Here is a 12,470-nt window from a genome sequence, read left to right on the forward strand (position 1 = left end):
TGATTGTTGAAAATGTAAGAATTATAAAAATTAGAGGTTTCTATCGCCTCTTAGAAAACTGAAAACGGCGAGTATTAATGCTACAAAAAATAATATTTTAGCAAAATAAGCTGCACTAGAGGCAATTCCGCCAAAACCAAAAATAGCAGCAACTAAAGCAACAACGAGGAATGTGATTGACCAGCGTATCATAGTTATAAATGTTTAATGTTGAAATAAGATTTTCTTTGTTTTCAACTCAAAAAAATTTATACCATGAATAATGACTAGGAATTCATTTTAATTCCTCAAAAAATCAATAAAAAATATAAATTATGAGTAAAAAAATACTCATTTGGGGAAGATTGTTCAGTTCTCAGGGTAAATAAGTGTAAAAGATGATTTCCTTCCAAAAGTAAGAATAAATAGTTAATTTGCAGTGGTTAAAATTAGTAAACTGTAAATTAAATAAATCCAAAAATTTGAAACCATCAATTACAAATCCTACACACCTTTGGGGTATTGATTTAGGAGGTACAAAAATTGAATGTGCCGTATTAGATAAGGAGAATGACTTAGCCGTAATAGTTAGAAAGCGTATCCCAACTGAGGCCGACAAAGGATATGAACATATTATTAGTCAGATTGTTAAGTTGGTATCGTTAGTAATAGATGAAATAGGAGAACAACCCATCCAAATTGGTTTTGCAACACCCGGCGTATTAGACCCCGCAACGTTTACGATGAAAAATAGCAATACCGTTTGCATGAACGGGCAGCCTATGCATCAAGATTTAGAAAAAGCGTTAGGAGTACCTGTAAAACTGGCAAATGATGCTAACTGCTTTGCTTTGGCTGAAGCATTGATGGGTGCTGGCAAAAAATATCCAAATGCCGAATTAGTTTTCGGCGTAATCATGGGCACGGGTGTCGGAGGAGGATTGGTCGTACATGGTAAAGTAATTTCGGGGCATCATGGCATTGGCGGTGAGTGGGGACATAACATTATTGAAGAAGGTGGCGAGCCGTGCTATTGCGGAAAAGCTGGCTGTGTAGAAAAAGTAATTGCAGGACCTGCCCTTGAAAAGTATTATCAAAAAATTAGTGGGACAGCCTTAGGATTGAAAGAAATATTAGCACGCTATTTAGCTAATAGCGATGCTTTTGCGACAGCTACGATTGATAGGCTTCTAGAGTTTTATGGCAAAGGCATTTCTACTTTAATCAATGTACTTGACCCCGATTTAATTATTATTGGCGGTGGCGTAGGCAATATAGATTTGCTCTATACGGAAGGCTATGAAAGAATAAAAAAGTATATTTTTAATAATAAAAAAATATCAACACCTATCGTAAAACCAATATTGGGTGATAGTGCTGGGGTTTTTGGTGCAGCACTTCTATAAAGTAGCTATAAATGATAACAAAAGGTATTTTGAACATTTGATTCATGTTCAAAATACCTTTTTTGCTTTTTCATCAATCAAATTGGCAAAACAGTTGTATTCTTAACTTCCGACATGACAAACGAGCTACTAATATGCGCTACACTTTGAAGGGCTGATAACTTCTTTTGATAAAATTCATTATAAGCCTCCATATCTCGCGCTATGATTTTCACTAAATAATCATAGCTTCCCGATACCACACTACATTCTATCACCTGAGGGAACTCTTTGATAGCTTCTTCAAATTCTTCGAAATGATTTTTCTGTTGCTTATCTAATGTAATACTACAATACACCACGAGTGGATTACCCAGTTTTTTCTTATTCAGAATGGTGACATATTTCTCAATAATCTCTTCCTGTTCCAATCTTTTGATACGGTCGTGGGTGGGAGTCATGGAAAGATTAATCTGCTTAGAGATTTCTTTGATTGTGAGTTGGGCATTCTCCTGTAACAATTGAAGAATCCGCAAATCTGTTGCATCTAAAGTCATAAAGAAAAATTTACTTTACAGAATAGTAATATTCACATAATACAGGAATTTTTCCCTTTAATAGTATAAATATACATGGTTTTTCCTTATTTATCTCGAAAATATAAAACTATTTTCTGTTTCACTAACTTTGTACATCTTCATTTACAAACCCTATCTGTGGATCTGTTATTGAATAAAGTTTTTCAATAACAGGAAAGCAGGTATTAAACCCCAACAAGCCATGATTATCGGTGTACCCAAAGAAATTAAGAATAACGAAAACCGTGTAGCACTAACTCCTGCGGGCGTAGCAGAATTTAAGAAAAATGGACATACTGTTTATATACAAACCCAAGCTGGTACGGGCAGTGGCTTTTCGGATGAAGAATATGTAAAAGCAGGCGCTAGCATTTTGGGCACTATCGAAGAAGTATATGCTATTGCAGAGATGATTTGCAAAGTAAAAGAGCCAATCGCTTCTGAATATTCTTTGATTAAAGAAAACCAATTGTTATTTACTTATTTCCACTTTGCTTCTTCAGAACCGTTGACTCATGCCATGATTGAACGCAAAGCAATTTGTTTGGCTTATGAAACAGTAGAAAAAACAGATCGTTCTTTACCTTTATTAGTACCGATGTCGGAAGTAGCAGGTAGAATGGCTATTCAAGAGGGAGCAAAATACTTAGAAAAACCTATGGGTGGAAGAGGTATCTTATTAGGTGGTGTTGCAGGTGTTAAGCCAGCTAATGTATTGGTGTTAGGTGGTGGAATTGTAGGAACACAGGCTGCAAAAATGGCAGCAGGTTTGGGTGCAAACGTTACGATTATGGATATTAGCTTGCCTCGTTTACGTTATTTAGAAGATGTAATGCCTGCCAATGTAGATACTGTGATGTCTAATGAATATAACATTCGTGAAGCTATTAAATTATCTGACTTGATTATTGGTGCGGTATTGATTCCGGGGGCTAAAGCACCTCATTTGATTACCCGTGAAATGTTGAAAGAAATGCGTCAAGGTACAGTGTTAGTAGACGTAGCCGTTGACCAAGGTGGTTGTATTGAAACTTGTCACCCTACTACACATGAAAACCCTACTTTTGAAATCGATGGCGTAGTGCATTACTGTGTGGCTAATATGCCGGGTGCAGTACCTTATACTTCAACGTTGGCATTAACCAATGCTACTTTACCTTATGCCATTCAATTAGCAAATAAAGGTTGGAAGAAAGCTTGTGCTGATAATGAAGAATTGAAAAAAGGATTGAATGTAGTAGCTGGTAAAATCGTTTATAAAGGCGTATCAGATGCTTGGGGCTTAGCACTTTCACCTCTTGAAAGCGTTTTATAATTTATAGATTAAACATTGGTCATTCTGAATCTTCTCTTAAAATATTGATTTTTAGAAGATTACATAAGTTTTACGATTTATACTCGTCCTTACTTTTTGCCTTGATGCAAAAAGTAACAAAAAAATCAAGAATTCCTAAACTCGCTTCGCTCAAACAGTAGGAATTCATTAACCATCAATCATAGAAAAGCGGTCGAAATTAGTTTTTCGACCGCTTTTTTGTGATTCTTAAATTAGGGATGACTCATGTTTTTAACTCTATTCACTAATAAGTTACCGTAGTTACTTTACTAGAAACTGTAAATGTTCCTTTTTGTGTACCGCCTGTATAGTTACCTCCTGAATAATAGCCTCCTGTATTTGTGCCATTGGCATAAGAACCGCCTGTAAGTACTTTATACGTAGCATTCGTAGCAAGACTAGGCGATGAAAATACAAAATATCCTGCTGCACGAGCAGGTGCGTAAGTAACCAAATTATTACCAGAGGCATCTTGAACGGTAAATAAAGTACCAGAAGCTTGTACACTATTCAACTTAACAAATACTGTATTCTGTGCTGAGGTAGTGCTGGTAGCCTGAGCCATCCTACTAGCACTTGGCCCTGATGCAATCAGTAAACCGCCAGAAATATTGAACGTTCCATTATAGTCTATCGCTACTTCTGGTTGCGATGGTGGACCTTGAGCCACTACGGTTCCTCCTGTCATGCTGATACTTCCATTACTATCCAAGGGGTCCCCTCCTGTTGAACTTACCGTTACTACCCCACCTGTAAATGTCATCAAACTACCATCATTAGATTCTCCGCCATTCCCATTGGTTGAATTAAAACAATCGTCGGATGATAATACATTGATAGTACCATTGTTTACCGTAATCTTCGGTGCTTCAATTCCTTCCGTTGATTTTGTAATAGATATATCACCTTTATTAAAGGTTATCGAAGCATCCGACTTGATACCATCATCCGCTGCCGAAATAGTAATAGTTCCATCATTGATGACCAAAGCCCCATCACTTTTAATGCCTTTTGCCTCACTATCTTGGTTATTACTAGTAAAGGCCGCCCCAGTAGTAGTGATATTGATTGTACCACCATTAATCATCGAAGTGCCATCAACGGTGATTCCTTTTCCTGCCGTTCCAGTGCTATTGATTGTAACTGTTCCTTGTTGCATGACAAAATTACCATCACAATTAATTCCTGCTGCCGAAGCTATATCTGAATCACTGGTATCATAAAAGGCATTTCCTGAGGTAGTGATACTAGTATTAACATTGGTAAGCGTTAAATTTCCCGTTGTTTTAAAACCCTTTGATGCTCTACCTGATACTTTCAGGGTAATAGCACTGCTATTATTTACTGTCGTATATCCTTCGCTTTTTATCGCATTGCCTTTCTCTCCTGTGGTTGTTACATTTATCGTTCCGCCTGTGATAGATACATAAGGAGTGATACTTGTATCTGTTCCATCATAAGATGCTGTAATTCCATCGTCAACACTGGTTACAATAATATTTCCTCCTGATAGCGCGACATAGCCTTCTTCACAATCAATTCCATCTCCAGATGAGGTTATTGATAATGTTCCACCTTCCATTTTGAAATAATCATTGGCATGTATGCCATCTGAAACGGCTTGTGTAACAGTGATTGTCCCTTCTTTAATAGCAATATAATCGTCGCTACAAATACCATGTTTGTAATTCGCAATCACAGTCAAAGCACCAGTACCTGCAAAATTCAATTGTCCTTCGCTAAAGAACGCTCCTTTTTGGTCTTCTGTGTTAGTAGCATAAGCAGTACCATCTACCAAACGGTTATTGGTTCCGCTTAGTAAATTAACAGATACTTTCTTCCCCGACTGAATATTAATAGCAGGTCCGCTAGAATGAATAATACTAACGCCATTCATGATAAGATTAAATTTATAATCACTGTAAAGCTTTAAACTACCCTCTGTCGTCGAGCCTGAAAGTACATAGTTTACCTCGGTAGTAGTGGTGGTAGATGTTACCACTACATTTCCATTCGTCACGCTTACTTTTACGCCTGAACTTTCAAATGGATTTGTAACGGTTGCAGTAGTGCCAGAATACTTGATTACCACGGCATTGGCAAAAGTAGTATCCTTAGTTTTGGTATCAAAGTCTCCATCAATTACAACTGGAGTGATAATGACTTCTTCCTCAGAAGCTGTCTTACAAGATAAGATGCTAGTTACAAATCCGATTGTACTAAGCACTAATAGTAGATAGATTAATTTGTATTTGGTCATAATTAATGATTGTTATATTGGTGTTTTAATGGACGTACCATCCAAAATCATTTATCATTATGACCAGTAAAAGAAAAAAAGCGTTGCAGGAAGCTTTAAAGTAAGTAGATATTAGGTGCGTTTTAACATATTTTATGAAATCGTAATTAATTTAAAGGAGTCTAAAGAAGATTGGACAAATTTGCCGTTTTGCTGTTGTTGGTGTTTTTTCACCAACAACTTGTGCGAAAGCAACGCACCAAGTAATTAAACGATGCCTCTCCATTTGGAAGGTAAAGAAGTAGGTATTTTTATGTGAAAATTTAAAACTCAACACTCCAAACTCTCAATTCCAAACTCCCTAAAACGCCTCCGCAATAAAGAAATACAAGTTTTGCTGACCATTTCCGAAACCGTAATCTACCCTAACATTTACATTTTCTTTACGGTTTATTTTAAAGCGTAGCCCAGCACCATAACTTGGCAGAATGTTGGTCATATTCATGTCTCCGATTTTGTTATTTACCCAACCCAAACCGCCAAAACCTACTAATCCCCAACGCTTCAAGGCTTGCCAACGATACTCTGTCTGAAATGCTAATAAATCTTTATCCCTGCGTGAGCCAACATAGTATCCTCGCATAATCATATCTCCACCCAACAAACCTAATTCATGAAAAGGTACATTGCCATTCGTTAAAAAAGCAAAAGCTTGGAAAGCAAGCACATCTTTACGTTGGGCAAACGGCATCAAAAACTTTCTGGCATCTAGTTGCCAACGATGGAATGACTGCGTACTGCCTGTCCAATGTTCATGGGCTGAATATTCTAGTTGTAAAAAAGACCCATGTGATGTAGTCAACACGTTATCTCGATTATCAAACTGTACTGAGACATTTAAACCAGAAACAGTAGACCCCTTGCGACCGACGACATCATTTCCATTCTCTAATATTCCATTGCTTTTACCTTGCACATTATACATTTTGAAGTATCGCCAGCCTAATCCTGCAAAAGTATGATTAGCAATTTTGCGGTAGGTTAAATTATCAAACCTGATTAAATCAAAAGTGATAGCCTCTTCGTTCTCTGGCTTTGCCTCTGCTCCTACGCCATAAAAAAGCACTGGAAAGCGACTAAAACCATAATAACCAACGATGTAATATTTTTCCTTGTTCGTAAAAATCTGATAATTATGTTCAAACATTATCTGACTGTTCAAGGAATATTGTAAGAAAATAGCAGTATTAGAAACCCTAGTGAGCGAATCGCCCTCTCCTCCGCCATTAAAAAAGCGTTTTACTCCTCCGCCAAGTACCCAACTGGTTTCAGGCATATAAAAAACAAAAGGAGAAACAAGGTATTTGTGACCTGTAAAGAATTTTACGATTTTGGATTGTGAAATTTTAGATAGGGATGTAGAATCAGTTTCAGCAGCTTTGCTCTGAAAAAAAGATAATAGGAAGAAGTAACAGAGTAGTTGTTTTTTCATTGAGTTTGAGGCTGACTATTCATAGTAGTCAGCCTCATATTTTTTACCAAAACTTAATGCCCGTCAAACGATTAAGTTCTAATTGGGCAATGGCCATTTGGTACTGATATTGTAATTGTGTTAACTGAGTTTCTCTTAAAGCTGTTTGCGAAGCCTCTATTTCCACATTGGTAATTACGCCATTTTTAAAACGTGCGTTTGCTAATTTCAAGGCATATTGTGCTTGAAAAACATTACGTTCTGATAAATCTAGTTTGTTTTTAGCAGCGTTGTAATCATTCTGAGCGGCTTCTAAATCTCTCTTTAAGTTTTGATTCGTTACTTCTGCAGTATATTTCAACATCTCGCGGTTTAGTCTAGCTACTTCGGTCTGATGAGCCGTTTTGTTACCAGAATATACAGGAATAGTAAGCTTTAATCCTACTGTACTACCAAACTTAAAGTCTTCAGAAATGGGAGGAACTTCGCCGTTAATTCTAGGCAAATATCCATTTTTAAGCCCTAACGAAGCATTCGCTGCAATATAAGGGGCAGAACCCATTTTTGCAATTTTCACTTCCCGCTCAGCAATCAAATCTCTATCCTTCAAGGTTTTCAAATCTGTATTACTAGTCTGTGCTTGATTCAATGCCTCCTCTACACTCAAGGCAGTAAGTCCTAAATTAAAATCAGCATTCGGCGAAATAGTCCCATGTGCATCTTTACCAATTAACGAAGAAAGGTAAATATATTGACGTTCTAATTGGCTTTGTAAGTCTGATAATCTAGTCTCAGCATTTTTATATCTTACCTGAATCGACACTTGGTCATAATCTAATGCATCACCTTGCTTTAGGCGGTCGCTGATAATTTTCCCGTTATCAGCGACCAGTTTCAATTGCTCTTTTTGTACTTCTATGGCTTTCTGGGTATATACAATGCCATAATACAAATTAGCTACTTGATAAGCGTATATATTTTTCAATCCTTCAACACCAGTTCTAGAAAGTTCTGTTTCTAATTTTGACTTTTCGATATTGATATTTTGCTTGCCCCAATCGTACAACACATAGTTAGCACCAATGTTAGCGTTGTAATTCATGTTGGGTTGAAACTGCAAATTGGTCGTAGTTGATCCAAAAGCAAACGAAGCTTTAGCAACAGGGTCGATTCTGACTACCCCAATTTCAGACTGAATCTGAGGTTTCAAAGCTGACTCTTGTATTTTAGTACGATAATCACCAATGGTAATCATTTGCTGTTGCTCCTTAATTTTAGGAGCGTACTCAATGGCAGCACGTACCAACTGTTTAAGCGACTCATCGGTTTTATCTTGAGCTAATACTTCTTGCCCAACGAAGAGGTCGGCAAGTAATAAAAGCGAAATAATATAATTATATTTTATTTTCATTGTTTCAAAAATTAATCAAGTTCATGATAGAAAAATTTAAGGAAAATACTCCTCACTCCGCAATCCAAACTCCTCACTCTTAATGGCTTTCAGCAGCGGCTTTCGCCATTGCGGCGGCTTCCTCTGGCGTTACTTTCTTGGTTCTTAGCAAGAAAACAAAAGGAAGCAAACAGATAAAAAAGATAGAAATCAATCTGAAAGTATCCAAATAAGCCAAATAATAAGCCTGCCGTGACACAGCGGCTTCAAGCTGTTTATAAGCCATTGCGGCAGCATTGAAACTATCCCCCGTGCTTGCTATCATACTTCTGGTAGCATTGGCGACTCTTTCATTAAATAGCGGATTATCGGTACTCATGTTAGCCATTAAGTCTGAACGGTGCTGAGCAGCACGATTGGTAGCAAAGTTATTGGCCAAGGCAATCCCAAAAGCTCCTCCTAACTGACGAATCATGTTTGACAACGCAATCCCTGCTGGATATTCTTTAGGTTTTAAACCTGCTACAGCCTGATTGATAAGCGGTAATTGCAATAAGGAAATCCCGATGGTTCTACAAATTTGCATAGGGAAGAAATCCCATTTACCCATATCGGGCGTAGCCGTACCACTATAAAAACCAAAAAAGATAAAAAAGAGAATACCCGCCACCATAAAAGGAATTGGCGATGCTCCACTAGCCATGCGTTTACCAATAATGGGAAAAAGCACTACAGCAGCTAAGGTCGGCGCCACTAGCGAAACCCCTGCTTCAAAAGGAGTAAAGCCGTTTACTCGCTGTACCAATACTGGATATACAAAGGCAGAGGTAAATAAACCTAAACCAGAGACCAGATTGAACATAGTAGAAAAAGCAAAGATTCTATGTTTAAAAATACTGAGGTTTACTACAGGATGTTCGGTAGTGAGTTCATGCCAAATAAAACCGATGATACCTATCACAGCCATCAAACTTACTGTAACAATCATTCTTGACTCAAACCAGTCTTCAGATTCTCCTTTTTCTAACACAAATTGTAACGCACCGATACCCATAATCAACAGCATGATACCGATGTAATCTATTTGTATTTCTTTTTTCCGCTCACCTTCTCCTTCCTTTCTATCAATATAAATTAATGTCAGTACCGTAGCAATCACACAAATCGGGATGTTTACATAGAAAATCTGTGACCAGTTATAAGTTTCTAAAATATAACCACCCAATGCTGGACCTAATGTTGGTCCAAGTACGATACCCATCCCAAATAGTCCAGAGGCAATACCTCTATCTTTTGGCTCGAAAGCATCAAATAAGATAGCTTGAGAGGTTGAAAGCAACGCTCCTCCGCCTATCCCTTGAATAAAACGCCAGAAAACCAATTCCCATAGTCCCTCAGACGCACCACAGAAGTAGGAGGCTATTCCAAACAGTACCATGGAGGTTAAGTAGTAGGTTTTTCGACCGAAATATTCTCCTAAAAATCCCGTCATGGGAATGATAATTACGTTCGCAATGGCATAGGAAGTAATCACCCAAGCAACGTCCTCAATCGTAGAGCCCAAAGAACCCGCCATTTGATTGAGTGCAACGTTCACGATGGTGGTATCGAGCAATTCCATAATTGCTGCCGAAACCGTCGTGATAACGATTATATATTTTGCAAATCCTGTTTTAGCAGCCATGTTTCGACTTTTTTGAGAATTAGTGAGTTAGTGATTGAGTGAATTAGTGAATAATACTTTATTAAAAAATCACTCATTCGCTCAATCACTCATTCACTAATTATTTTACAATTACACTTACCTCTAATGAAAGTCCGGCTCTTAGAATATCTTTATTTTTCTCTAAATCAAGGATTTCTATTTTCACTGGTACACGTTGTGTAACTTTTACGAAGTTTCCAGAAGCATTGTCAGGAGGCAACAATGATGTTTTAGCACCTGTTGATTCTGCAATAGAAATAACTTTTCCTTTGATAACTCTGTCAGGATAAGCATCTAATTTTAATTCTGCTTCACTTCCAATTTTCAAACGACCAACTTGTGTTTCTTTAAAGTTGGCTACTACCCAGAAAGTAGAATCTTGAACGATTGTCATCAATGGTTGTCCAGCTTGGATAAATTGACCTGGCTCTACACTTTTCTTACCAATTCTTCCAGAAGTTGGTGCGAATACTTTTGAATAAGTAAGTTTTAATTTTTGTTGCTCAATCTTCACTCTTTTTACAGCCAAAGTAGCTTCCGCTTTGTGCAAGGTTGCTTGTAAAATTGGCATTCTAGATTTTGTTGCCGAAATGTCAGCGATACCTGCTTCGTATTGAGCCGCCAAAACTTCATATGCTGATTTGCTATCATCGCCTTGCTTACGAGTAATCGCATTTTCGGCTACTAAAGCAGCATCACGGTCGGCATCTTTTTTCGCTTTATCTCTACGCAAATAAGTAGCTTTCAAATTTGCTTCGTTAGATTTAATACTCATAGACAAGTTTGTAATATTAGCCTTAGCATTTTCTACATCTGTCTGCGCTTGGAACAAATCGGCTTCCATTTCATCTAAAGCTAATTTAGCTTCGTCACTATCAATCTCAAGGATTAATTCATCCTTCTTTACAACATCATAATCTTTTACTGAAACAGATTTTACATAACCTGCCATTCTTGGTAACACTGGCACAAAATACGTTTCTACTTGTGCATTGTCTGTATCTTCATGCGACTGTGCATATTTATATTTTGAATATCCGAAATATAAGCCTAGTACTACAACACATAATAGTATTATTCGGGGAAGATAAGTTTTGATGGAGTTCTGAGTTGCCATACTTTTATAAAATTTTAGGGGAATAATGAATGCTAATTCGTTGAATAATTTGATTTTAGAGAAAAAAAACTTCTGATAATCAAGCAATTTTGCTTTTTGATGCCACAAAGGTAAACCAAGTTTACTAAATTAGTCAAGTTTATTGACAATTATTTTTTTTGTATTATCTTTGTATAAAATTTAGTAGATTTATTTCTATTAGCACACATACAGAAAATACAAAAAATTATAAAAATTAAGCAAAAACACGTTAAATCCGTGTTGAAGGGGAAATCATGGATAATAAATTATTGGAACTCAATGAGTTCAAGGAAGCTAAAAATCGTCATCTTGGGCGATTGATTTCAAAGTCACAAAGAATAGTACGAGCATTAGCCAGTGAGTTTTTACAGGCAAAAGGATATACAAATTTTAGGGTTGGGCACATGGTAGCTTTAATCCATATTGATTTAGAAGGTTCTAATATTAACAATTTGGCTCATTTGGCAGGTGTAACCAAACAGGCAATGAGTAAATTGGTAAAAGAATTGCAAGACGAAGGCTTTGTGACGATTGAAAAACATCCTAGCGATGCCAGAACCCTTATTGTAAAATTAAGCGATAGAGGCATCAATACGATGTTGCATTGGAAAGAATGTACTATTAATATTGAAAACAAATTCTCAGAAATCATTGGTACTGAGAAAGTAGAGCAACTAAAAGATATTCTATCAGTGATTGTTAACAATTATGAGAACAATCTTTTATCGACGGCAGATAAAAATATGATGAAAATGAATCTAGCAGATGCTAATCCTTCTACTTATTAATATTATAAGGAAGAAAGGCGTCGATGCTAGTTCCATAGCGATGTAAATCACGAATAATGGTTGAACTAATGGGTGCTAAATGTGGAGAAGTAATCAGGAATACCGTTTCTAGTCCATCTACAAGGTAGCGATTTACCTGAGCAATTGAGTTTTCATACTCAAAGTCGGTTGTATTTCTCAATCCCCTCAAAAGGAAATTAGCACCCATTTCAATAGCTACATTGGCTGTTAATCCATTATAGGAAACGACTCTTACTGGAGTGCCTTCAAAAGTCTCCTCAATCCAACTAATCATTTTTTCAATAGGGAAATAACGCGCTTTATTGCTATTATGCCCTATTCCAATAATCACTTCATCAAATAACGAGAGTGCTCTTACTACGATATCTTCATGTCCTTTTGTAAAAGGATCAAATGAGCCAGGAAAGAAAGCGATTTTTTTTTGCACAATCTTGTTGGTT

The 12,470-nt window shown here is 36.9% G+C and carries 11 protein-coding genes; 3 read left to right on the forward strand and 8 right to left on the reverse strand.

What is annotated here, in order from left to right:
* Positions 1–30 precede the first annotated feature (30 nt).
* Positions 31–192: a DUF1328 domain-containing protein gene (locus VB264_RS07095; protein ID WP_309920606.1), complete on the reverse strand. Its 162-nt coding sequence runs from the start codon at positions 190–192 to the stop codon at positions 31–33.
* A 269-nt stretch (positions 193–461) separates the two neighbouring features.
* Here VB264_RS07095 and VB264_RS07100 point away from each other — a divergent pair, with 269 nt between their 5' ends.
* Positions 462–1,385: an ROK family protein gene (locus VB264_RS07100; RefSeq protein WP_323247994.1), complete on the forward strand. Its 924-nt coding sequence runs from the start codon at positions 462–464 to the stop codon at positions 1,383–1,385.
* Positions 1,386–1,462: 77 nt separating this feature from the next.
* Here the strand turns inward: VB264_RS07100 and VB264_RS07105 are convergent, their stop codons facing one another.
* On the reverse strand, positions 1,463–1,921 hold the full coding sequence (locus VB264_RS07105; RefSeq protein ID WP_309920610.1) for an Lrp/AsnC family transcriptional regulator: 459 nt from the start codon (positions 1,919–1,921) through the stop codon (positions 1,463–1,465).
* A 223-nt stretch (positions 1,922–2,144) separates the two neighbouring features.
* Here VB264_RS07105 and ald point away from each other — a divergent pair, with 223 nt between their 5' ends.
* Positions 2,145–3,257, forward strand: coding sequence for an alanine dehydrogenase (ald, locus tag VB264_RS07110; RefSeq protein WP_323247997.1), 1,113 nt, complete (start codon positions 2,145–2,147; stop codon positions 3,255–3,257).
* 265 nt (positions 3,258–3,522) lie between these two features.
* On the opposite strand, the gene VB264_RS07115 is transcribed toward ald, so the two are convergent.
* The 5 genes from VB264_RS07115 to VB264_RS07135 form a co-directional block, all read right to left on the reverse strand.
* A complete protein-coding gene (locus VB264_RS07115; RefSeq protein WP_323247999.1) occupies positions 3,523–5,538 on the reverse strand; it encodes a carbohydrate-binding domain-containing protein in 2,016 nt (671 codons plus the stop codon).
* Positions 5,539–5,878: 340 nt separating this feature from the next.
* A complete protein-coding gene (locus VB264_RS07120; protein ID WP_323248001.1) occupies positions 5,879–7,009 on the reverse strand; it encodes a BamA/TamA family outer membrane protein in 1,131 nt (376 codons plus the stop codon).
* Positions 7,010–7,052: 43 nt separating this feature from the next.
* Positions 7,053–8,399 (reverse strand): TolC family protein, encoded by a 1,347-nt coding sequence (locus VB264_RS07125; protein WP_323248003.1) that lies wholly within the window; start codon positions 8,397–8,399, stop codon positions 7,053–7,055.
* Positions 8,400–8,478: 79 nt separating this feature from the next.
* A complete protein-coding gene (locus VB264_RS07130) occupies positions 8,479–10,062 on the reverse strand; it encodes a DHA2 family efflux MFS transporter permease subunit (RefSeq protein ID WP_323248005.1) in 1,584 nt (527 codons plus the stop codon).
* Between the two features lie 100 nt (positions 10,063–10,162).
* Positions 10,163–11,200, reverse strand: coding sequence for an HlyD family secretion protein (locus VB264_RS07135; protein WP_323248007.1), 1,038 nt, complete (start codon positions 11,198–11,200; stop codon positions 10,163–10,165).
* 275 nt (positions 11,201–11,475) lie between these two features.
* On the opposite strand from VB264_RS07135, the gene VB264_RS07140 reads away from it, so the two are divergent.
* Positions 11,476–12,009, forward strand: a complete 534-nt coding sequence (locus VB264_RS07140; protein WP_323248009.1) for a MarR family winged helix-turn-helix transcriptional regulator — start codon at positions 11,476–11,478, stop codon at positions 12,007–12,009.
* On the opposite strand, the gene coaD is transcribed toward VB264_RS07140, so the two are convergent.
* The gene (gene coaD, locus VB264_RS07145) at positions 11,999–12,457 is read right to left on the reverse strand and encodes a pantetheine-phosphate adenylyltransferase (RefSeq protein ID WP_309920629.1); all 459 of its coding nucleotides are present in this window, start codon (positions 12,455–12,457) and stop codon (positions 11,999–12,001) included. The two genes, VB264_RS07140 and coaD, sit on opposite strands and share 11 nt — an antisense overlap.
* Positions 12,458–12,470: the final 13 nt, after the last annotated feature.

Source organism: Arcicella aquatica (assembly GCF_034928825.1).
Classification (GTDB): Bacteria; Bacteroidota; Bacteroidia; order Cytophagales; family Spirosomataceae; genus Arcicella; species Arcicella aquatica.